This window comes from Lacrimispora sp. 38-1, from assembly GCF_049890855.1.
Taxonomy (GTDB): Bacteria; Bacillota; Clostridia; order Lachnospirales; family Lachnospiraceae; genus Lacrimispora.
Genome location: NZ_JBANEW010000046.1, coordinates 1 through 22,629 on the forward strand (window position 1 = coordinate 1; position 22,629 = coordinate 22,629).

The following is a 22,629-nucleotide window of genomic DNA, read 5'->3' on the forward strand; positions in this document are numbered from 1 at the left end:
TCTTTCCTCACGGTTTCCCTGATAGCTGCCCTGCGGTCTGTCTTCACGGTTTCCTGCACTGTGCTCTCTCACTGCACCTTCTGATGTATGCTCATTCCCCTGACGGGTTCTTTGCATGTCATCTCTCTGTCCCGTGTTCTGGGCAGGTTTCTGGGCAGGTCTTGATGTTCCCTGTCCCTGTGGCTTCATCTGTGCATTCTGCGGTCTGAATACAGCCGCAATTTTTTTCTTTGGTGCTTCAGAATCATCACTGTTTGCTGCCTCAGGACGTGCAGGTGAAGTTCCCCTGCTGCCTGTCACTTCCTTTTTTACAATTGATGCCTGTTCATCGGTGATGTTTGAAGAGCTTTTTAAATTTATATTATGTTTTTCCAATATGTCCAGTATCTCCTTACTCGTGTCTTTTCCCAGTTCTTTTGCCAGATCATAAACTCTCATGCTTTCCTCCATTCTGTGCACATTCATCAGCACATACCGGTAGATGTGAAGGATCATTCTCACACTGACTACCTGCATTCGTATTCATTAGTTTCCCGATTGCCTTTGCAAACCCATTATCCACGACAGCAAGAGACGTCCTCATCTCCTTACCCATAGCGTGACCCAGTTCTTCCTTTCCTGCAAAGAAATAAATTGGTACCTTATAGTAAGTACACGTATTGGTAAACATCTTCCTTGTATTGTCTGAGGCTTCCTCAGAAACGATCACTAACGATGCTTTTCCTGCCTTAACGGATTTCTCAGTCATGAACTCTCCGCTTGAAATCTTTCCGGCTTTTGTTGCAAGCCCGATCAGATTCAGAATTTTCTGTCTGTTATCCAAACTGCTCCATCTCCCTTTCCAACGCTTCGTAAACTTCTTTTGGAATCGACATTTTAAAGGAACGCTCCAGCCCCTTACTTTTTACTGCTTTTTTGAAGCATTCCATGGAAGGACATAAATAAGCTCCCCGTCCATTCTTACGCCCGGTTCCATCAAGAACAAAGCTGTCTTCCGAAGTTTTTAAAACACGTATCATCTCTTTTTTATTTTTCATCTCACCGCAGCCGATACACTGTCTGAGCGGTACCTTTTTTGTACTCACGTCTCCATCACATCCTACATTATTATTCCTGATAGCTACTTTTCGGTATCTTCTTCCTGATATTCGTTTTCAAACTCTTCCTCATAGTCACTGCTGCTGTTTGCGCTGTCCTGATACTCAAGACCAAGTTCTTCAAAGAGACCAAGCTCTCTTGCCTGTGTTTCACTCTTGATATCAATCTTGTAACCGGTAAGTCTTGCTGCAAGTCTTGCATTCTGGCCTTCCTTGCCAATTGCCAGTGACAGCTGGTAATCCGGTACAATTACCTGAGCCTCTTTGGATACTTCATCAGCCACAACGCAGATTACCTTTGCCGGACTGAGTGCATTCTCAATTAAGTAAGCTGGATTGTCATCCCAGTTAATAATATCGATTTTTTCTCCCCTTAACTCATTGACGATGGAATTTACTCTGGCTCCGTTTAAACCAACACATGCACCTACCGGATCAACATTGGTATCGTTGGATTTTACGGCGATCTTGGTTCTGGAACCAGCTTCTCTTGCGATTGCCTTAATCTCTACTGTTCCGTCCTTAACTTCCGTTACTTCAGACTCAAACAGGCGTTTTACCAGGTCCGGGTGTGTTCTTGATACGGAAATTCTCGGTCCTTTGGGGGTATCCTTCACTTCCAGAACAAAAACCTTGATTCGTTCGGTAGCCTTGAATACTTCTCCCTTTACCATCTCCGTTTCATTTAAAATGGCGTCTACCTTGCCTAAGTTGATGCTGACGTTTCTTCCCAGATATCTCTGTACAATACCAGTAACGACTTCCCGTTCCTGACAGTACCAGTCATTAAACAGTGATTTTCTGCCTTCCTCACGAATCTTCTGAAGAATCACGTTCTTAGCATTCTGTGTAGCAATTCTTCCGAACTTTTTCGAGTCTATAGGACAATGAATCACATCTCCGATATCGTATTTGGGATCTGTCATCTTTGCCTCTGCCAGGCTGATCTGCAGCAGAGGATCTTCAACTGTCTCCACCACTTCTTTTTCTGCGGAAACGTTAAAATCACAGGTATCGCGGTTGATGCTGACTTTAATATTATCCGCTTTTCCAAAGTGGTTCTTGCACGCAGTAAGGAGAGAATTCTCAATCGCTTCCAACAGGGTCTCCTTGCTGATACTGTTCTCCTTTTCCAGAATATTCAGTGCTTCTAACAGTTCCTTATTCATTTTTTTATCCTCCTAATATCTCTTACTGTTTAGAAATCAAATGCCAGCCGGATGAGTGCGATCTCCGGTCGGTTGAGCGTAAGCTCTGATCCATCTTCCTGGGCAATGGTTACAGTATCCCTGTCATAGGATAGCAGCGTGCCAGTAAAATCCTTTTGTTTGTTCAAAGGCTTATACAGCTTAATGTCCACATCTTCTCCGATGCTTCTGTCAAAATCCTTATCTTTTTTTAAGGGTCTGCCAAGTCCCGGGGAACTGACCTCCAGAATGTAGCTGTCTGCAATAAAATCCTTTTCATCCAGCCAGTCTCCCAGCTTTCTGCTTATAATTTCACAGTCATCAACTGTAATTCCGCCTTTTTTATCAATATAAGCCCGTAAATACCAGTTTCCCGCTTCTTTTACATATTCCACGTCAACCAGTTCAAAATCGTTCTCCTTCATAAGGGGCATTAAAAAGCTCTCTGTCTTTGCCTCATACTCTTCTCTTTTAGCCATTTTCTTCCCACCTTTCCAAACAAAATGGAAAGAGTGGACTTGCGCCCACTCTCTATCAGTCAAACATGCTTGTTATCTTGAATAGTATAACACCCTTTTCCTGGCATTGCAAGGCTTTTTTCTCATTTTTTCTGATATTTCCATCTATTATTTGAATTTCTTAAATTGTTTCTATACCATGATAGGACAAAGTTTTCTTCACACTCCTTTTTTTTGTACATATTATAACACTATATCAGAGTTAATTCTGTCAAATAAGGAGGACCCATGAAACCAAAACTGGAAGTTCGCGGGCTCAGTTACTCCTATCATTCCCTTGAGGGTGAGACACTGGCCCTTTCCAATATATCCTTTACTGCTGACAACGGGGAATTCCTTGCTGTGGTCGGTCCCTCCGGCTGCGGGAAATCAACCCTGTTATCGCTTTTATGCGGACTGCTGATTCCCGATGAGGGGGAGATCTTAATCGACGGCGTGCCAAAAGCCGAATCGGTTGTTAATATAGGTTATATGCTGCAGCGTGACCATCTCTTTGAATGGCGCACCATAATGGGAAATGCTGAGCTTGGACTGGAAATTCAGAAAAAACGAAACAGCAGCTCCAGAGAAAAGCTTCATAACATGCTTCATACTTACGGTCTTGGCAGTTTTGAAAATGCAAGACCGTCCGAATTGTCCGGCGGTATGCGCCAGCGTGCTGCTCTGGTCCGCACCCTGGCACTGGAACCGGACCTTCTTTTATTAGATGAACCATTCTCCGCTTTGGACTATCAGACCAGACTTTCTGTGTGTGATGATATCAGTTCTATTATAAAAAGCACTCATAAAACCGCTATCCTGATTACCCATGACCTCTCTGAAGCCATCAGTGTGGCGGACAGGGTGATTGTCCTGACAAAGAGACCTGGCAGAATCAAGGCTGTTGTTCCCATCTCCTTCGGCAGCCAGGACATCCGGCCTCTGGACCGCAGAAATATGCCGGAATTCTCCGTTTATTTTAATCAGGTATGGAAGGAGCTGCAAAATCATGATTGAGACACATCCAACCTTAGCCCAGCAGGCATTTATTGAGAAAGAGAAAATACACCGCCGGAACGTAAGAGTCTGGCGCTTTATGCTGCTGGTCCTTCTGCTCTCCGTCTGGGAATTATGTGCCAGACTGGGCATCATCAACGACTTTATTTTCAGCTCTCCTTCCAGAGTTACCATCTGCTTTCTTGAAATGGTAAAGGATAAAAGCATCTTCATGCACATAGGGGTCACCGTCATGGAAACACTGGTCAGCTTTGTACTGGTGGTCCTGTGCGGCTTCCTGATTGCCGTTCTCCTCTGGTCAAGCCGCAGCATATCGGAAGTTCTGGAGCCGTATCTGGTCATGTTAAACAGTCTGCCCAAATCTGCTCTTGCCCCTATTTTAATTGTATGGCTGGGTAATAACATCAAGACGATTATCGTAGCTTCTATCTCTGTGGCTGTATTTGGGTGCATTATGACACTCCATACCGGATTTTCACAGACAGATCCTGATAAAATCAAGCTGATTTATTCGCTGGGGGGGAATAAAAAGGATGTGCTGTTAAAAGTGCTGCTTCCGGGATCGGTACCGCTGATCATCAGTAATATGAAGGTGAACATCGGACTTTGTCTGGTTGGGGTGATTATTGGAGAGTTTCTGGCGGCCAATAAGGGGCTGGGATATCTGATTATTTATGGAAGCCAGGTGTTTAAAATGGACCTGGTGGTGATGAGCATTGTGATCCTTTGTATTGTTTCGGCGATTTTGTATCAGGGGATTGCGTTGCTGGAGAAGAAGATTCGTTTCTAATTGTAAAGTTGTAAAAAAGGAGTTTTTATCAAATGGGAAATCTCTATATGATAAAAACTCCTAAAATTATTTATTAATTATTACACCAGAAGGACTGAACTTTGGATCTGGCTGTAATCACAGGAATATCAATGCTATGTTACATGTTTTTATTCAGACCACTGCATTTGATTATCTGGAATTCCTAATTCCCTACAGCGTTCACATACTAACCGTTTTTCTTCCTGATTTCCAATGCTGTATTTCAATATTAAGTTCTTGAAAACGATATACTTAATATCATCAGACTTGAAATCTACAAACCAGTTTTCGTTTGTTGTATCACCTGTTTTCATCACTTTTGAAATTTCTTCGGGAAAATCACTGTGTTTTGTAAGAAAAAACAATACAGTCCAATATTTTGTTTTTCCTCCGGTCTTCCATATCTCTACTTTTTTTATTTCCAATAGATCAAGAACGTTTTCGTCGGTAATACTTTCCTTTATTAAAACTCCCTCATATAATCCACTCTTATCATTTATTTCCAAACTCTTTCCACAGCACGAAACTTCTTTTACTCCATCAATATCAAATTCATCTTTTAACAATTCATCAATGGAAACCTTAAATAATCTGCTTAAAAAAATTATTTTTCCTGTTTCCGGTATGGCAATATCTGATTCCCACTTAGTAATTGCCTGTCTGCTTACATTGCATTTCTCTGCTAATTGTTCTTGTGTAAAGCCGTTCTCTTTTCGTAAATATTGTATTTTCTCAGATAATTTCATAAAGACTCCCTTTTTAACTAAATAATAGTTTTAATATTTCCATTCTAGCAGAGACAATTTAGAATAGCCATTAACTATAAAGTTCTTTCACGCAACCAGTGGTTGCCAAGAAATCTAGTCTATCAAAGGATTTCCTTGTTAAAAATGAGAATAAGGTTTTAACTTTTATCTATCCGGCTATTTTGCGAAGCTGACGCTTATACCAGACTTATTCTGCCTGCTGTAATTATTTTTTTACCACACTTCCATCCGGGTAACGGGCGAATCTTCCCATTTCCCGTTCATGTACCGGTTCATCATCTGGCCATGGCCAGCCTCCAAACCCGGTCTTCTGATAATCCTCATATGCCTTTCTTATTTCCTGTTCGGAATTCATTACAAAGGGACCAAATTGCGCAACCGGCTCGTTAATCGGTTCTCCTTCCAGGAGTAAAATATAACTGGTTGTATCTCCATTAACCACCGTAACCGGATCTTCTCCGGAAAGTTTGATCCGGGAAGAGGGGTCAATGTTTTTACCATCTATGGTAATGTGACTGCCTCCCTTATAAAAATACAGGTTCCGGTTTAAGGTCTTAGAACCTGGAGCGATATGAAACTCTGCCTCAGGCTCCAGTATGACAAGCTGGATTCCCACATGATTTTCTTTCTTTGCTGCCCATGAATTTTTCGTTGGCTCCAGGCTCTTTTTGTCTCCATATTTTCCGGCAATTAATCGGATGGCTGCTGTCTTACCCTTTTCATTTGTATGCCTGATCACTGGAATTTCTTCTGCCCAGAGCATCTTGTAATCCGGTTCTGTGAATTTACTCTTTGCCGGTAAATTCAGCCAGATTTGAAATAATTCCAAAGGATTTTTCTGATCCTGATGAACCAGCGGGAACATCTCTACATGCTGGCAGCCTGCTCCGGTTGTCAGCCACTGGACATCTCCGTTTCCATAACGTCCTTCCGCTCCCTTGGAATCAAAGTGGTCAACAATCCCTTCCAGTACAACGGTAACAGTCTCAAAACCACGATGAGGATGAACCGGAAATCCAGGAACTTTTTCTCCATGATACATACTAAAGCCGTCTTTCCCGGAAAAATCATTTCCCATATTTCTTCCGGCTAAAGAAACCGCAGGTCCCTGTACCTCATTCCCTGCCGGGAATTGATCTTTATGATGCATGCATGCCAGAAACGGGCTGTCCATTCCCCATTGAAATCCTATTTTTTCAATTGCCTTTATCTTTTTACTCATTTGATTCACTCCTTTTGTTTATTTTTTTCAACAGATGCACCAGCATTTCCTTTTCCTCTTCATTCAGTCCGGTAAAACTCTCTGCTAAATCTTCCACATGCCTTGGGAAGATCTCTTCGATTTTATCTCTCCCTTTTTGCGTGATTGCAATGATACAGGACCTTTTATCATTTGGATTGGGATGTCTTTCTATCATGGCATCTTTTTCTAAGTTGTTAATTACCACCGTCATATTACCGGAGGTAGAAAGAATACTGTCAATGATCTCGTTAATTGTTAAATCGCCTTTGTGGTACAAGGCCTCCAGCACAGCAAATTGTGCTGATGTAAGACCCCCTTGGCTAAAGATGGCACCCGCTCTTCTGTGAAGTGCCTGGGTTGTTCTGCTAAGTCCAATGAATGCTTTTAAATTGGTATCATTTTCTTTTCCATAAGATATCGTGTTCTTTTTCATAGTTTTAATATATCACTAATTAGTGATATTGTCCAGACTATTTTAAAACATAGGAATATATATATCTTGGATTTTCACAAGCCACCTGATAAAATCGAATCACTGGAACTTTAACTTTTAGTTGGAAATATGAATCGATATGATTATGTATTTATATGAATTAATAGATTATCTGATCAAAAGATATTATTCTGTTTATAATAGACTGCCAATGCAGCCTGTCTTTCAGAATTCGTATTACAATAACCTTGTTTTCTTTTACTACAAAAAACAGGAGATAAGAACTGTGCGGCTTATAATATACTTCAAGCCCTTGAATCAACAGTCCTGTTTTAGCATAGGCTTTTGAAAAAGGGCTTAATTTTGATATCACATATTTGATATTTTTTGAAAACGCTTCTGCTGTCTCTCGATATCTAAATGTGTTCAAAATATACCTTTTTATCTCTACAATATCATTTCTTGCATCAGATGTCAGGCATACTTTATAATTTGTTGAATTTTCCATACATTCTCCTAAATCGCGTCAATTTCTTCCCATGCTTCTTCAATTGTATACAGGGAACCACGCTCCATACTTTCAACTCCTTTTTCCAGCTCTGATCTTAATGCCTGTATTGCTTCAGCTTCTGTGTAATTTATCTTTTCAGACACTTGAACCAGATTTGATTTTGCCATTATATTTGCCTCCTCTCACGTTTTAATTTAATATTAATTATACTTTAATCCATCATTAAAAACAAGCCAACCCCCATGTTCTTTACTGAAATAAGATGCCCGTAATATCCTGATACCTGTCAATCACACGATAGATTTCCACGAAATCCTGTCTTATCCGGTACAATACAATATAGTTTTCATGCATCAGATATTTGTAATCTGTTTTGAAGCTTACCCGCTTCGACAGACTGGCTCCAATGTTTGGAAACTGCTGAATATTTTCAAGGCTTTTGTAAATTTCATAAACAGTTTTTTCTGCTGCTTCTTCATTGTCCTCAGCTATATGATCCTGGATTTCCTTCAAATCATCTGCCACGCGAGGATTAATCCGTAATTTCATCAATTGTTATTCCTCCACAGCAGTCTTCAATTCATCAAGACTCATCCAGCCAGTTCCATCTGCAACTGCTTCTTCAGCTTCCTGTAATTTAGCTAATAATTTTTTTTCAGCCCGGTCTCTTTCGTAATCTTCAATATCAAGAACCACGAATCTTCCTCTTCCATTCTTTGTTAAAAAGACTGGTTCCCCAACACGGCAATTTTTTAACACTTCGTTATAATTCCTCAAATCAGATACTGGTAAAATGCTGGACATATCATCAACTCCTTCTTTAAATAATATTTTCGTTTATATTTTATTATACGTTAAAGCGCTGTAAAATTCAACTTAAAATTTTACAGCACTATATCATTTATATTATTTCGTACTCACGGCTCTTTAAGATGGAATACATCAGGAAATTTCTTTATTAGAAAAAAAGAATAAGTTTTAGTTTGACTTTCCATTTCCTCAAGAGTATATTTTTAATTTGTACGGTACTGACCAAAAACTCTACCGCAAATCTACTAAATCAGGTGAACCGACATGAAGTCAAACTTTTTAAAGCAAAGCACCGAGCAGCGGCGTGATTTAATTCTTAACGGCTCCGTCTTTGCAACCATATTATTTCTTTCCGTTCCCACCCTTATGATGGGTCTCATCCAATCCGCTATACCGGTCATCGATGGCTTGTTTCTTAACAACCTTGTAGGAACCAGTGCGGCAAGCGCCGTCACCTACTGCACCCCCATTGTAAACATGGTCTCTGCCCTGGCACAGGGAATAAGTGTAGCTGGAATGGCCATTATCGGCCAGTCCAACGGAAACGGGGATTTTAAGAACAGCCGGAAGATATCCACTCAGATCATCGTTTTTACTTTTTTATTGGGTTTTCTCCTTGCACCGATACTGATTGCCCTTGCCTTTCCCATTTCCGCCCATGTAAATAAAGATATTTCCCACAACGTTTTTCTCTATCTTGCATTGAACGCCTGTGTGACACCCTTTTCCTTTATGGAATCTATTTATAATTCCATAAAGAATGCCAACGGCAAGCCAGAGGATACGTTTGTCCGGATGGTGATCATGCTGATTTTAAAAATTTTATTCAATGCCGTCTTTATTGCAGTATTCCGCTGGGGTCTTGTTGGCTCTGTTATGGCCTCCCTTGCATCGAACTTTTTAATTACGGGATGGATGTATTTTGAATTATTCATTAAAAAAACGGGAGAGCGCTTTGTTCTGACCGGCTTTCGCTTTGACTGGACCATCATTCACACCTTACTGCGAATCGGTTTTCCTGCCATGCTTTCCAGCCTGATGCTCAACTTAGGCTTCTTCCTGATCAACAATGAAGTGGAAAAATACGGGGCTGTTGTTTTAAACGGGCAGGGAATTGCCAATAACATTACATCCATATGCTTTATACTGCCCTCATCCTTCGGTTCCGCAGTCACCACCATGGTCAGCATGAATATCGGAGCGAAACAGCCTGAGAAGGCAAAAAAAGCCTGTCTGGATGGTTGTATCATAAGTGCCATTACTGCTGCGCTTTTAATCGCTCTGGTGGTACCTCTGTCATCAAAACTTACGGTGCTGTTTACCAGGGATGCTTCCGTCCTCGCCGTGGCAAACCAGGCGCTTCATATTTATACTTATTCCGTAATCGGCTTTGGTATCTGTATGGTTCAGCAGGGAGCCTTTATCGGTCTTGGAAAAACGCGGATTACTCTCTTCATCAGCCTGCTGCGGGTATGGCTTCTGCGATACATATTTATATTGGCAACCGAACACTTTCTCAGCTTTTATTCCGTGTTCTGGGGAAACCTGTTTTCCAATTACATGGCTGCCCTCATTACCACCATCCTGATTTTGAGGGTAAAATGGATTTCCGACATAAACTACTGACAATCTGATAAAAGGAGCTTCTGCCGCATATCCAACATGCCGCAAAAGCTCCTTTTTCCAATTCCGGTGACTAATGGTTTAACATAAATAAAATCTCATCTATTATGCATCCATATAACAAAATAATAATACTCATAATACCGATTGTTACCCTGTATGAAAATATTTTAAATCTCTTTTTCCACTCGTACCAGTCTTTTTCTTTTTCCCTGTCTCTTTTTAAGATAGATACAGCAGCTATCATAAGTCCTATGCTTCCGGATGCGAATAAAACTGCTTTTATGTTTTCCAGAACAGTGATCAGACTTCCTCCTGATATAATAAAACTGCACACACCACTAACCAACACTAATATAATGCTTACAATACTACTGTACTTCAGACATTTATAAAAATCCACTCCGGCAGCCTTTAAACGTTCCATAATATTCAACCTATTTATTATATAAGTGGCAGGCAACATAATGCCCCTCTTCCACTTCTGTTAATCCGGGGACTTCACATCTGCACTGATCGGTTACTTTCCGGCATCTGCCCTGGAACTTGCACCCTGGCGGCGTGTTAATGGGACTTGGAACATCACCTTCTAACATAATTCTCTGCCTGGAATCTTCAACTTTAGGGTCAGCAATGGGAATAGCTGACATTAACGCCTCCGTATAAGGATGAAATGGATGGCGGTAAAGAGTTTCCGATTCTGCAAGCTCCACAATAGACCCCAGATACATCACTGCAATACGGTCAGATATATGTTTGACCATCGCTAAATCATGGGCAATAAATAAATAAGTCAGTTTCATTTCCTGTTGAAATTGAATAAGCATATTAGCAATCTGCGCCTGTATCGATACATCTAATGCTGAAATAGGCTCATCACACATAATAAATTTAGGTTCAACTGCAAGTGCTCTGGCAATCCCGATCCTCTGCCTCTGTCCGCCTGAAAATTCGTGGATAAAACGGTTGGCATGTTCTTTATTCAGACCAACTAATTCCAGCAGATGAGCAATCTTTTCATCTTTTTCCTGCTTTGTTTTGGCAAGACCATGAATTTCAATCCCTTCACCAATAATCTCTGCTACTGTCATTCGGGGATCTAAAGAAGCATAAGGGTCCTGAAAAATGATTTGGACGTCTTTGTTAAAAGCCTTTTTTTCTTTTCCTTTTAATTTATGTACATTCTGTCCCTTATAGTATACTTCCCCATCCGTTGCACGGTACATTCCAACAACCGTACGGCCGCAGGTTGTCTTTCCACAGCCCGATTCACCTACAAGGCCTAAGGTTTCACCTTCTTTAATGCGGAAGGAAACATCATCAACCGCTTTTAAAAGCTCATGTTTTCCAACATTAAAATATTTCTTTAAATGTTTTACTTCTAAAATATCCTGACTACTCATTTTTTTCACCCTCAGCTGCTTCAAAACCAGTTTCATTTACAGTTATTATCGTTCTGTCATCAAGGAACATTTTTTTAACAGATGCTGGTACTTCCTTGTGATGCAGCCAGCAGCGCGTATAATGACCAGTCTCAAAATCAGTTACCTCAGGCATTTCTTCCAGGCAGACATTCATACAATAATTACAGCGTTTGGCAAAAGCACAGCCTTTTGGAGGGGAAATAAGATCAGGCGGAGTCCCTTTAATGGTCTGCAAAAGCTGCTTGTTTTTCCACTCTAATTTGGGTACACTGCCAAGCAGCGCTAACGTGTACGGGTGCTGTGGATGATAGAAAATCTCTTCTCTTGATCCGCTTTCAACAACCTGTCCTGCATACATAACAGCAACTTTATTCGCAGAACCTGCTACAACACCAAAATCATGAGTAATTAAGATAACAGCAGTATTCAGTTTCTCTTTCAGGCTTTTTATAAGCTCCATAATCTGTGCCTGAATCGTTACATCAAGAGCCGTAGTCGGCTCATCCGCAATCAGGATCTTAGGATCACAGGCAATCGCTATTGCTATCATTGCCCTCTGCCTCATACCGCCAGAAAATTCAAATGGATACTGGTCAATCCTCTTTTCCGGATTGGGAATCCCCACTGCTTCTAATAATTTTATGGCCTCCTGTCTTGCTTCTTTTCTGCTGATCTGTCTATGCTGGACTATATTTTCTACGATCTGTTTTCCGATTTTCATGGTTGGATTTAAAGAAACCATGGCATCCTGAAAAATCATGGAGCATTCACCGCCCCGAAAGGCTCTTTGCTCTTTTTTACTCATTTCTATTACGTTCTTTCCTTCATAAATAATCTTACTGCCCTTTTTGATTTCTCCCTGGGGAGCCTTCACAAGAGACATAATGGCTCTGGAGGTTACACTTTTGCCGCAGCCTGATTCACCAATAATAGCTAACACTTCACCGGCTTTTACATCAAAGGAAACGCCTCGTACCGCCTGTACTTCTCCCGCATAGGTGTGAAAAGAAACTTTTAAATCCTCAACTTTTAATAAGGTTTCCTGATTCATAATGATTCCCTCCTAGTCTCTAAGCTGCGGGTCAAGCGCATCCCTTAAACCGTCACCTAAAATATTAAATGCCAATACAAGCAAACATAAAAGTAAGCTGGGATATAATAAATGAGCAGGATAAAATGCCATGGCTTCCTGACCTGCTGAAAGTAATGTTCCCAAACTGAAAGCAGGCGGCTGGAGACCGACTCCTAAAAAAGAAAGCACGGTTTCATCAAAAATAATATAAGGAATCGATGTGGCCAGATCCAGAATTAATAAACTTAACGTATTGGGAATTAAATGTTTCACAATTACTCTTGCGGAAGATGCTCCTAAAGCCGCTGATGCCATTATGTATTCACTTTCTCTGAGCTTTAAAATCTGACCTCTTACCATGCGGGCTGTACTGGTCCAGTTGGTGATACATAATGCAAATAATAAAGGGAGATATCCATTTCCTAATACAACCAGAATGATTAAAGTAACAATCAGATAGGGAATACTATTTAACACCTCTACCATACGCATCATGATGTCATCAACAAAACCGCCCAGGTATGCCATAACCGCTCCATAAATACAACCAATAATCACCTTAAGGCTTGCAGCGACAACAGCAACAATAATAGAAAATCTTAAGCCTTTCCATAAACGGGAAAAAAGGTCTCTTCCTAAATAATCAGTTCCCAGCCAATAGGTACTGCCCGGCGGCAGATTTTTAATTTCCGGCATTAATGTTGTATAATTCTGACCGCTTAAGCCAGGTCCGATCACAGACATAACAAAAAGAATCATGAGTACGGCCATTGATATCATGGCTAATTTATTTTTCTTTAATCTGCGCCATGCATCCTGCCAGTAACTGATATTGGGTCTGACGACTTCGTCAGCATTAAACTTAGACTGGTCAGCGAGTTCAAATCTTTTATCTGCCAATGAATTCATACTACTTCTCCTCTCCGTTATTTCCCGGCACCGATTTTAATTCGGGGATCGACAATAACATATAAAATATCTGTTATCAACATTGTTATAACCGTAATAATGGCATAAAATGTTGTTCCTGCCAGGACAATCGGAATATCTCTTCCCTGAACAGCTTCTATATAATATCGTCCCATTCCCGGAATGGAGAAAACGCGTTCGATGAACAGAGAACCCGTCAGTATACCTGCCACAGTTGTGGGCAGTACGGTGATAATCGGAATAAATGAATTTCGTACAACATGATTTTTTACTATCTGCATTTCAGAAAGACCTTTTGCTCTTGCTGTAAGGGTATATTCCTGATTAATGCTTTCCAGCATACTGGTTTTCGTCAGTCTTGAATAATAGGCAATAAAACTGCAGGAACCTGCTATGGTTGGAAGAATCGTAAACTTCCAGCCCCCAAACCACAAATCTTTTCCTTTCGGCCAGCCAATAATAGGCAGCTTCAGAAGCTCTCCATTTGCACAATATTTTTGAAGCAGAAGTGATACAACCAGCGAAGGCATGGATACTAAAATCATAGCTCCGACTAATATGACCTTATCCCAGAAACTTCCTCTCTTCATGGCTGCTATAATACCAAGTAAAATACCTAAGGTCACACCTAATAAAATCTGCTGAATACTAAGCCTGACTGTCACCGGAAGCTTCGCCTTTAAATTTTTGTTAAAGGTTTCCCCTGGTCTGATGATGGATTCTCCAAAGTCTCCATTGATAATCAGTCCCTTCATGGTAATTACATAACGCTCTGCGACCGGTTTATCATACCCGTATTTTTCTATAATCTTCGTCTGCACCGTTTGCGGTAATTTGGCAATCTTTGAAGTCAGTGCATTTCCAGGAATTGCTGACAGTAAGAAGAAAGTAGCTGTCACAATCAAAAACAGGGTAACGAGCATTTCTATTACTCTCCGGGCGATGTATTTTGCCATATTCATCATTCTCCTACTCTATAAAGGATACCACACAGACACACAGGCTTCTGCCGATGCGCTATGTGGTAAGACCTTTCAATCTATTTATTCCTCCACAATATAAGCATATTTGAATTCATATTTTCCACCAAAAACAGGATACTGAAAACCATGAAGACGATTATTAATATAGCTGTGTTTATCACGATAAAGGAGAGGTTTGATTGCTGCGTCATCTTTGATCAGGATGCTTTCTGCTTCCCCATATAGTTTTAACCGTTTGTCATTATCCTGTTCTTTCGATAACTGGTCCAGGACCTGATCATATTTTTCACTTGAATACTTACCATAATTGCTGCCTCCGCCGGTTCTGAAGATATCAATAAATGTCATAGGATCATTATAATCTGCTCCCCATACCTGCATACAGATGTCAAACTCACCAGCAAGCTGAGCTGCATTTGCAAGTCCAAAGTCACCAACAATATTAAGGTCTACCTTAATGCCTAAATTGTCCTGTATCCGCTGTACTACATACTGCTCAATGTCTTTTTCTATTGTTGATTCGCCATAGCCTAAGAATTGGATCGTAATCGTACTTAAATCATCTGTATCTTTTCCAAGTTCTTTTAATCCTTCATGAAATAACGCCTGCAATTTTTCCGGATTATTGGCATATTCGTTATATTCATCTTTAATTGGTTCTGCTACTTCTGTCCGGTATTCTTTATCCCCAACTTTAATATTGGGTGTTACAAGTCCATAAGCGGCGGTATATCTGCTATTATAAACAGAATCGATAAATGTCTGGCTGTCTAATGTATAAGCGACTGCCTTTCTTACTTTTGCATTCTGCATCAAACCACTTGGACATGATTCCTGTGTATTAAATTCGAAAAACTGTGAAGCAACATCCCCATCCGTATAAAGCTGGCATTTACCTTCACTTGCTGCCTGATCCCATTTTTTTAAGTAATCACCGGAAGCTGCTACAAAATCCAATTGGCCTGCTTCAAATAGCTGGAACTGGGTAGCGGTTTCATCTACCTGCTGTAAGTCGATTTCATCTAAGAATACATTTTCTGCATCCCAATACTCCGGATTTTTTACTAAAACAGTACTTTGGCTGGCTGTATATTCCTGTACCATATACGGACCGCAGGATAAAGTCTGCATTGCATCCGTACCATATGTATCACCATATTTTTCAATATTATCTACACGGATTGGATCAAACATTGTATAAGCTAATTTATCAATAAAGTATGGTTCAGGTGCTTCCAGCGTAAACTTTAAAGTATAATCATCAACAGCTTCTACACCAACTTCATCAAAACCACATTTACCATTGTAATAGTTCTCTGCATTTTTAATGGGAAATGCAAAAAAAGCATATGGACATGCCAAATCCACGTTCAGTACTCTTTCTACCGCATCTTTATACTGGCTGGCAACTACTTCTTTCCCATCAGACCATTTGTTTTTTCTTAAATGAAACGTATAGGTAAGACCATCTTCAGAAATTTCATATTTTTCACAGCCTGTATTTTCCAGAACTCCATTATTCTCTCTGAATAAACCTTCGCACGTTGCTAAGAAAAACGAACCTGACTCAGAATCACCAACCTGTGCGGTATCAAATGTAACTACATGAAATTGCATGCCATGTGCAATCTGTTCGGATGCAAGTGTCTCTCCGTTTGGTCCTTTTTTCCCATTTTCTGATGTTTTCTGAGTACCTGCAGCATCTCCGCCTGTAGTTTTACCAGCAGAACCGCATCCTGCTAAACTGGATGCAACCAGTCCTGATACAATTAACATACTAAAAAATTTTCTTAATTTCATTAATATCCATCCCTTTCGTTTCAATTTTTATAATAGATTAATTTTTAATTTTTATATTGCCTTATTGTTTTGTAAGCACTTATGGGAATGAATCATCTCTGTTACTCTTTTTCATCCTGATCCTCCTTAAAAATTTTTATAGATTTAACGATCAGCTGACGGCTTCTCGTATCCTATACATTTATGACCTGTTAATATATAATCGCTCCAGTTTCTCAACGATTTTCTTCACACAGCCATCTTCAAACGGGCTGTCTAACCCTGCTTCTTTCAGCATATTTGTAAAGAAATCACCAGCTGATAAAGTACAAAGCTTTAAATAGCTGTTCCAGGCCTCCTGATAATCTTCATCCATTCTTATTTTGTACTGGAATGCGCAAATCTGGGCAATACAGTAATCAATATAATAGAAGGGGTCGTCATAGATGTGTGGCTGTTTTTGCCAGAATCCCCCTTTTTCAAAGTAAGGAAATCCCGTATAATCCAAATGCGGCCGATATTCCTTTTCTAACTGCTTCCAGGCAATATGCCTTTCCTCCGGTGTCATGTCAGGATTTTCATATACCATGTGCTGAAATTCATCTACCATACATCCATAGGGAATAAATATGGCGGCGTCTTCTAAATGCATGGAAAGGTAATCATCGGTTCGCTCCCCAAAAAATTGATTCATCCATGGTTCAGTAAAAAATTCCATTGACATGGAGTGAATCTCTGCTGTTTCCATAGTGATATCAGCATGTTCTCTGATCGGATCCTTTCCTGAAAGAAATCCCTGGAACGCGTGACCGCATTCATGAGTAATTACGTTGATATCTCCGCTCGTTCCATTAAAATTTGCAAAAATGAAGGGGGAATTATAAACAGGAAGGTAGGTCATATATCCCCCCGCCCGTTTTTTCTTTCTGCCCAACACGTCAAACAATTCATTCTCAGTCATAAAATCAAAGAATTCCTTTGTTTCTTCGGAAAGTTCTCCATACATGTCCCGTGCACCAGCCATGATCTCTTCTGGAGTGCCAATTGGCTCCGGATTACCATCAACAAAGAAAACACCTTCATCTGCACAGGATAAAATTTCCAGTCCCAGCCGCTTTTTTCTTCTTTCATGAAGCTTTTCTGCAAATGGTACAAAATACTCCTTTACCTGTTTTCTGAAATTTTCTACCATATCTTTTCCATAGCAATTTCTTTTTACACGATCATAACCTAATTCTACAAAATTAACATGACCTAATTCCTGCGCCTGTTTTGTACGGTTTTTCACCAGCTTATCATAGATGGAATCAAGTTCCTCACCGTTGGCTTCAAAAAAGGCGCAATATTTTGTATATGCTTTCTGCCGTACTTCTTTATCCTTATGGGTTAAATATTTTCTTAATAAAGAAAGGTTAAGTATCTCCCCATCCCAGTCAATCTCTGCACTGGCAATCAGCTTATCGTATGCAGTTGCCAGGGCATTTTCTTCCTGTTTAAGCGGAATCAGCTTTTTATCAAACGATCTTATACTCAGCTCAATATTCTTAAATGCTACAGCTCCTGTTTTTTCTTCTAAATAGGTTCTATATGGAGATTCATACATCTGCCGTTCATAGTTTACAATCATATCAAGAAGTTCAGGCTCTGTTTCATCATAATAAGCCTGCTCTTTTTCATAGAAATCATCTGTTGTATCAATGTCATGTCTGATTTTTGCAATTGTAATCATTGTTTCGATTTCATCTTTGAATTTATAATACTTTTTATGAACCTCGAACTGGGCTTCACCACTTTCTGCTGATGCGAATTCTTTCATAAGTTCTTCAAACTGAACCTTTTTTTCTTCTAAATTAACTCTTTGATATGGCATTTCTTTAAACTTCATTTCATTCCTCCAATAATTTATTTTTTGTAACTTCTAATAAATAATTGACAGCTTCCTTGTTCATTTGATAATAAACTCTGTTATCTGATTTTTCTATATTAATAAGACCCATCTTCATAAGCGTATTCATATGATGGGAAATCGTAGCAGTGGTAAGCTTCAGTTCTGATGCAATTTCCTGTCCATATGCTTTTTGGTTCCGTATAAACCGTAAAATCTCAAATTTACTGGGATCAGATAACAGCTTTAATCCATTGCTTAGTTCCTGATTTGTCAATTGTCTTTTTGTAACCTGATAATTACAGTCAAACAGTATTCCCACATCTAATATATGGTAATCTCCCATATTCTCATCATTGCCATAAAAAATGACACGGTTGCAGCACATAATTTGTGTTCGTATAAACGTTGGTTTACTGGGATAACTGTCTTCACTGATGTTATAAAAACTATTCATTAATTTATGAAAATTATGCTGCTCAAAATATTCCACCCAATACTCAGTCGCTGCTTCTTTTAATTCCACTAATGTTTCTTCATGCTTTTTTAAAGCCGCAACCGTCTGATCAAGGATTTCATAAAGATTATCCAGGTGCCTGCCGGAATGCTCTATTAATTCCAATAATTGCCACTTTTGCGCTGGTTCGCATTCCAGGCTGCCGATTCTGTCTGTAAATGAAACCTTCTGACCATTTTCATAAACGGAAGTCTTCAAATCCACATCATCAAATGAAAGTTCTAAGGTATTATCATTTTTTATAGAATCAAATGACTGTTCAATATAACTTTTTATATCATTCTTGCTGCCGGATAATATGGAGTGTCTCATACATTGATATAATATTTTTGCCATACATATATGATCTGATATGAATTTGGTAAAATAGAACTTAATATCAGGATTGTTCATATCTGTATGTTTCTCGATGTCTTCCTGAATCAAGAATAATTTATCCAATTGATAGCAAATCTTTGCATGCTTCTCTTCATCTTTGCGTTTCAGAAGATCAATTTTTAAATTTTGATATGAATTTTTATTAACTATTCGAAACAATAATTCAATGCTTTCTGTATAATAATCAATTTCTTTTATTACCGTACACTCTATGCTCATTTACAACCTCATCGCTTTAAAAGTATAGTCCATCAACATGATGCATAAATAAAGTCTAATTTTTTTTATTATAGCATCAATTAGAAGGTTGTCAATGAATATGTTAGATAAGCATCAAATATGATACAATTAACTTTATTTATGAAAGTATTTTGTTTATTTATGCATTCATTTCGTTTATAATAGTCAGATGCTCTGAAATTATGCTGTAAAAGCCAGCTTTTTTGTGGTATAAAGGAATTTGACTGGCAGCGCCAAGGCATGTAAGTTCAGATATGGAGAAAGGAATTAATAAAATTATGAAAGATATTATATATGAAAACGTCCCAATTATAACCAAAAGATTATGTATTAAAAAAATCACTGAAGAAGAGTTAATTCTGATCAGAGGTGAAACAAGTGAAGATTTTTATAAAATGACATGCAGGCCAGTCATTAAAAGAGAAAAAAATGAGTTGGAGGAATTATATAAGAATATGATTCAAAGAGATAATACTGTTATCTTTTCAATAATCAGAAAAGAGGATGGGGCTTTAATTGGTAAAGTATCATTTAGCGACTATAATCCCAGAAACAGCAGTATGGAATTAGGATATAATATAATCCCCCGATATAGAAAAAACGGATATATGAGTGAAGCACTTATGAATCTTTTTGATGTCTTATTTGGGATAATCGGGATAAACAAAATATATGCCCAGACTGCAAGCTTTAATGCAGAATCAATCGGATTATTGAAAAAGATGAATTTTAAGAAAGATGCTATTTTAAGAGAACATCATGAATTGGATGGAAAACTTTATGATGATTATATTTTTTCAATGCTGTGTAAAGAATGGGAATGTTTACATAAATCAAAATAAAGTGCTTTATAATGTGTCCTTACCATTATGCAAGGGAGGTTATGATACAGCCAAATGCACCATAATCATTCGATCGACCAGTGCCGTAATAAAAGATGGTACCATCCTGTTTTACTTCCTTACGAAGGTGGAACTTAGCAAAAGATTCATCCAAAGCCTGGTATATGCTTTCAACCTTATACCTATGATCCTCAATAATTTTATTTTCGTCTAATTTTATTTCTAACTTAAGCATACTATCTCCTTTCTGTTTCTTATTAATGTTTGTTGACATTTCCATATGTTTACAGCTCCGATCATAAGATCAAAATTTCAATAGCATCTGTATGATATAAATAAAATTATACTAATACCCTAATTAAAATACAAAAAAAAGATTTTTCAGTCAGATACTGGTATTTGTATTTCTGTCACAAACTTTTTTGTATCATCAGTTATCCCGTAATCAATCATCGTAATTTCTTTGGAAAATCCCGTAATATGATAATTATGTTCAGAAATAAAATCCGCCATCTTTTCATACTGTACGACAGAGTTCATATGGCTTCCGCAAAACCGCAGCGTTACGCAGGTTTCTTCGGGCAAATCCTCGATTGGTCCAGAATAAGCATCTTCTTTGTCTAAAAGCAGAAAAACCATATCGTATCTGTCATATTGCCCCTTTAATAGTCTGTCCTTTGCTATACCTACACCGACTTTCCCCAGAAAAACAACCGTATCCCGCTGATCCTGCTCCAGCCGCCGAATCGAAGATTCTAAATCAAGATACGATTCTATGGATAACGTACTCTCAATCCATGCAATCCGCCGTGGAGCAATGTGCTTCACCTTAATGATATCAAGTTCAGAGGAAAGAGCATCCTCAATCTGTCTTAACCGGTGCTCTATCTTCCTCTCAATTATTTTTAATTCTTTTTGCTTGTTAATAACAGCTTCCTTTTGCTGCCGTAACATCATCTGCATTTTATCAATATCACGGTTATTTAAGAAATCTGCAATTTGTTCTAATGGCATGTCCAGTACACGTAAATACCGGATTGTGTTAAGGCACTCAAACTGACGTGTACTGTAATAGCGGTAACCTGTTTCATCGTCTGTATATTCCGGCTGCAATAGTCCCGCCTTCTCGTAGTGGCGCAGGGTACCTACACTTAAATGAAACAGCTTGGCTACATCGCCAATTCTAAAAAGCCCGCCTTTTTCCATCTGCTCTCTCCTCCAACATTCATATGGGACCGGTTAATTTGCCAGGATGCTTACTCATCCAGATAAAAACACTGACACAGATAATAACTGACAGAACTGATCCTACGGGAGCTGCAATTCCCATTGGATACAGTGTATCCGCAAAATAAACTGATGCCAGATATGCAAGCGGTATACGTGCACAGATAATTGAAACTAAATTGTGTATAAACGATATTCCGGACAAACCATATGCACAAAAATACCCGCTGAAACAAAAATGAATCCCTGCAAAAATGCAATCCCAGACATAACTGCTCATATACTGCCCGCCAAGCACAATCACTTTGGCATTATCTGTAAACAGCCCGATTGCCGGTTCAGCCAATAATTGCATCATAACTGCCGAAAATGCGCCGAAAGTAACCGTTGTTAATATTCCAACCCAAAGCGTCTGACGGGCACGTTCATGCTTGCCTGCACCTGCATTTTGTGCGGAAAGCACAGAAACGGTGGACAGCATAGAGGAGGGAACCAGAAATAAAATGCCGATAATTTTTTCCACAATCCCCACCGCTGCTGCATCATTTAATCCCCTGTTATTTGCAATTACAGTAATTACGATAAATGCGATCTGAATAAACCCATCCTGTAATGCCACGGGAATACCAACTTTAAGTAAATTTCGCATTACTGCTGTTATCGGTTTCAAATCCTTCAGAGAAAGACTTACCATTTTTCGTTTTCTAATAAAGACCATCGAGACAATAACGCTGATCGTCTGCGATAATGTTGTCCCCAGTGCCGCACCGGCTGCTCCAAGTTTTAATATACCGATAAACAGATAATCCAGTACGATGTTAGCCGCACAGGCTACTGCGATAAAACACATAGGGCTTTTGGAATCACCCATTCCGCGAAAAATAGAACTGATAATGTTATATCCAGTAATAAATGGTATACCAATCATGCAGATTGTAAGATATGTAACCGTCCCTGAATAAGCTTCGGCAGGTGTTAACATAATGGCAGCGATTGGTTTTACTGCCATGAGCAGTACTATCATAATAATAACTGATAAAGCCATAAACAGAGTAATTGTGTTCCCGATGGCAGCAGATGTCTGTTTACGATCTCCGGCACCCACGGAACGCCCAATCATCACGGTTGCCCCCATTGCCAGTCCGACAATCATAACCGTCACCATATGCATAACCTGGCTTGCTATAGAAACTGCTGTTATACTGTCAACTCCGTTAAATTGTCCGATTATAAACAGATCGGCCATCCCGTACAGCGTTTGAAGAAAATAAGATAATAAATACGGTAATGAAAAATATGCAACGGTCTTAAATACACTGCCTGTGGTTAAATTCTTTTCCATAAATAAATTCGCAT

26 protein-coding genes and 1 pseudogene are annotated in these 22,629 nt (G+C 39.2%); 4 read left to right on the plus strand and 23 right to left on the minus strand.

Annotated features, from left to right (window positions below; all coding sequences use genetic code 11):
• The 5 genes and pseudogenes from V7D18_RS10090 to rimP form a co-directional block, all read right to left on the minus strand.
• On the minus strand, window positions 1-438 hold a 438-nt coding region (locus V7D18_RS10090; RefSeq protein ID WP_426153964.1), incomplete at its 3' end, for a translation initiation factor IF-2 N-terminal domain-containing protein.
• A 55-nt stretch (window positions 439-493) separates the two neighbouring features.
• Window positions 494-823, minus strand: a pseudogene (locus V7D18_RS10095) (L7Ae/L30e/S12e/Gadd45 family ribosomal protein); the annotation flags it as partial.
• Window positions 816-1,085 carry an RNase P modulator RnpM gene (gene rnpM / locus V7D18_RS10100; RefSeq protein WP_104435550.1) on the minus strand — a complete coding sequence of 90 codons (270 nt, stop codon included), beginning with the start codon at window positions 1,083-1,085 and terminating at the stop codon, window positions 816-818. The gene rnpM and the pseudogene V7D18_RS10095, both read right to left, overlap by 8 nt.
• 35 nt (window positions 1,086-1,120) lie before the next feature.
• Window positions 1,121-2,266, minus strand: a complete 1,146-nt coding sequence (gene nusA / locus V7D18_RS10105; protein WP_426153967.1) for a transcription termination factor NusA — start codon at window positions 2,264-2,266, stop codon at window positions 1,121-1,123.
• 29 nt (window positions 2,267-2,295) lie between these two features.
• Window positions 2,296-2,763, minus strand: a complete 468-nt coding sequence (rimP, locus tag V7D18_RS10110; protein WP_426153969.1) for a ribosome maturation factor RimP — start codon at window positions 2,761-2,763, stop codon at window positions 2,296-2,298.
• A 267-nt stretch (window positions 2,764-3,030) separates the two neighbouring features.
• Between rimP and V7D18_RS10115 the strand changes: the two genes are divergently transcribed.
• The gene (locus tag V7D18_RS10115; RefSeq protein WP_426153971.1) at window positions 3,031-3,798 is read left to right on the plus strand and encodes an ABC transporter ATP-binding protein; all 768 of its coding nucleotides are present in this window, start codon (window positions 3,031-3,033) and stop codon (window positions 3,796-3,798) included.
• Window positions 3,791-4,588 carry an ABC transporter permease gene (locus V7D18_RS10120; protein WP_426153973.1) on the plus strand — a complete coding sequence of 266 codons (798 nt, stop codon included), beginning with the start codon at window positions 3,791-3,793 and terminating at the stop codon, window positions 4,586-4,588. Before V7D18_RS10115 ends, V7D18_RS10120 begins: the two co-directional genes overlap by 8 nt.
• A gap of 149 nt (window positions 4,589-4,737) precedes the next feature.
• Here the strand turns inward: V7D18_RS10120 and V7D18_RS10125 are convergent, their stop codons facing one another.
• The 7 genes from V7D18_RS10125 to V7D18_RS10155 all read right to left on the minus strand — a co-directional run bounded on the left by V7D18_RS10125 (window position 4,738) and on the right by V7D18_RS10155 (window position 8,367).
• Entirely contained in the window at window positions 4,738-5,355 is a 618-nt protein-coding gene (locus V7D18_RS10125) for a helix-turn-helix domain-containing protein (protein WP_426153975.1), read from the minus strand.
• A 226-nt stretch (window positions 5,356-5,581) separates the two neighbouring features.
• On the minus strand, window positions 5,582-6,598 hold the full coding sequence (locus V7D18_RS10130) for a pirin family protein (RefSeq protein ID WP_426153977.1): 1,017 nt from the start codon (window positions 6,596-6,598) through the stop codon (window positions 5,582-5,584).
• On the minus strand, window positions 6,591-7,052 hold the full coding sequence (locus tag V7D18_RS10135; protein ID WP_426153979.1) for a MarR family winged helix-turn-helix transcriptional regulator: 462 nt from the start codon (window positions 7,050-7,052) through the stop codon (window positions 6,591-6,593). The genes V7D18_RS10130 and V7D18_RS10135 overlap by 8 nt, the downstream gene beginning before the upstream one ends.
• A gap of 160 nt (window positions 7,053-7,212) precedes the next feature.
• Window positions 7,213-7,560, minus strand: coding sequence for a type II toxin-antitoxin system RelE/ParE family toxin (locus V7D18_RS10140; protein ID WP_426153981.1), 348 nt, complete (start codon window positions 7,558-7,560; stop codon window positions 7,213-7,215).
• 8 nt (window positions 7,561-7,568) lie between these two features.
• Window positions 7,569-7,730, minus strand: a complete 162-nt coding sequence (locus V7D18_RS10145) for a hypothetical protein (protein WP_426153983.1) — start codon at window positions 7,728-7,730, stop codon at window positions 7,569-7,571.
• A gap of 82 nt (window positions 7,731-7,812) precedes the next feature.
• Window positions 7,813-8,115 (minus strand): type II toxin-antitoxin system RelE/ParE family toxin, encoded by a 303-nt coding sequence (locus V7D18_RS10150; protein WP_426153985.1) that lies wholly within the window; start codon window positions 8,113-8,115, stop codon window positions 7,813-7,815.
• Between the two features lie 3 nt (window positions 8,116-8,118).
• On the minus strand, window positions 8,119-8,367 hold the full coding sequence (locus V7D18_RS10155) for a type II toxin-antitoxin system prevent-host-death family antitoxin (RefSeq protein ID WP_426153987.1): 249 nt from the start codon (window positions 8,365-8,367) through the stop codon (window positions 8,119-8,121).
• A 270-nt stretch (window positions 8,368-8,637) separates the two neighbouring features.
• Here V7D18_RS10155 and V7D18_RS10160 point away from each other — a divergent pair, with 270 nt between their 5' ends.
• Window positions 8,638-9,999 carry an MATE family efflux transporter gene (locus V7D18_RS10160; protein ID WP_426153989.1) on the plus strand — a complete coding sequence of 454 codons (1,362 nt, stop codon included), beginning with the start codon at window positions 8,638-8,640 and terminating at the stop codon, window positions 9,997-9,999.
• Between the two features lie 70 nt (window positions 10,000-10,069).
• On the opposite strand, the gene V7D18_RS10165 is transcribed toward V7D18_RS10160, so the two are convergent.
• The 8 genes from V7D18_RS10165 to V7D18_RS10200 form a co-directional block, all read right to left on the minus strand.
• Complete coding sequence (locus V7D18_RS10165; RefSeq protein ID WP_426153991.1) at window positions 10,070-10,423, minus strand: hypothetical protein; 354 nt, start codon at window positions 10,421-10,423, stop codon at window positions 10,070-10,072.
• Window positions 10,424-10,433: 10 nt separating this feature from the next.
• A complete protein-coding gene (locus V7D18_RS10170; RefSeq protein WP_426153993.1) occupies window positions 10,434-11,399 on the minus strand; it encodes an ABC transporter ATP-binding protein in 966 nt (321 codons plus the stop codon).
• Window positions 11,392-12,471, minus strand: coding sequence for an ABC transporter ATP-binding protein (locus V7D18_RS10175; RefSeq protein ID WP_426153995.1), 1,080 nt, complete (start codon window positions 12,469-12,471; stop codon window positions 11,392-11,394). The genes V7D18_RS10170 and V7D18_RS10175 overlap by 8 nt, the downstream gene beginning before the upstream one ends.
• A gap of 12 nt (window positions 12,472-12,483) precedes the next feature.
• A complete protein-coding gene (locus V7D18_RS10180) occupies window positions 12,484-13,401 on the minus strand; it encodes an ABC transporter permease (protein WP_426153997.1) in 918 nt (305 codons plus the stop codon).
• Window positions 13,402-13,418: 17 nt separating this feature from the next.
• Entirely contained in the window at window positions 13,419-14,378 is a 960-nt protein-coding gene (locus V7D18_RS10185) for an ABC transporter permease (RefSeq protein ID WP_426153999.1), read from the minus strand.
• Window positions 14,379-14,465: 87 nt separating this feature from the next.
• Window positions 14,466-16,205 (minus strand): peptide ABC transporter substrate-binding protein, encoded by a 1,740-nt coding sequence (locus V7D18_RS10190; protein ID WP_426154001.1) that lies wholly within the window; start codon window positions 16,203-16,205, stop codon window positions 14,466-14,468.
• A gap of 181 nt (window positions 16,206-16,386) precedes the next feature.
• A complete protein-coding gene (locus V7D18_RS10195; RefSeq protein ID WP_426154003.1) occupies window positions 16,387-18,069 on the minus strand; it encodes a M3 family oligoendopeptidase in 1,683 nt (560 codons plus the stop codon).
• A 1-nt stretch (window position 18,070) separates the two neighbouring features.
• A complete protein-coding gene (locus V7D18_RS10200) occupies window positions 18,071-19,183 on the minus strand; it encodes an ArsR/SmtB family transcription factor (RefSeq protein ID WP_426154005.1) in 1,113 nt (370 codons plus the stop codon).
• A gap of 299 nt (window positions 19,184-19,482) precedes the next feature.
• Between V7D18_RS10200 and V7D18_RS10205 the strand changes: the two genes are divergently transcribed.
• Complete coding sequence (locus tag V7D18_RS10205; protein ID WP_426154007.1) at window positions 19,483-20,046, plus strand: GNAT family N-acetyltransferase; 564 nt, start codon at window positions 19,483-19,485, stop codon at window positions 20,044-20,046.
• Window positions 20,047-20,071: 25 nt separating this feature from the next.
• Here V7D18_RS10205 and V7D18_RS10210 read toward each other — a convergent pair whose 3' ends face one another.
• The 3 genes from V7D18_RS10210 to V7D18_RS10220 all read right to left on the minus strand — a co-directional run bounded on the left by V7D18_RS10210 (window position 20,072) and on the right by V7D18_RS10220 (window position 22,615).
• Window positions 20,072-20,326, minus strand: a complete 255-nt coding sequence (locus V7D18_RS10210; RefSeq protein WP_426154009.1) for a hypothetical protein — start codon at window positions 20,324-20,326, stop codon at window positions 20,072-20,074.
• 101 nt (window positions 20,327-20,427) lie between these two features.
• Window positions 20,428-21,252, minus strand: a complete 825-nt coding sequence (locus V7D18_RS10215) for a MerR family transcriptional regulator (RefSeq protein ID WP_426154011.1) — start codon at window positions 21,250-21,252, stop codon at window positions 20,428-20,430.
• Window positions 21,253-21,271: 19 nt separating this feature from the next.
• Window positions 21,272-22,615 carry an MATE family efflux transporter gene (locus V7D18_RS10220; protein WP_426154013.1) on the minus strand — a complete coding sequence of 448 codons (1,344 nt, stop codon included), beginning with the start codon at window positions 22,613-22,615 and terminating at the stop codon, window positions 21,272-21,274.
• Between the last annotated feature and the right edge of the window lie 14 nt (window positions 22,616-22,629).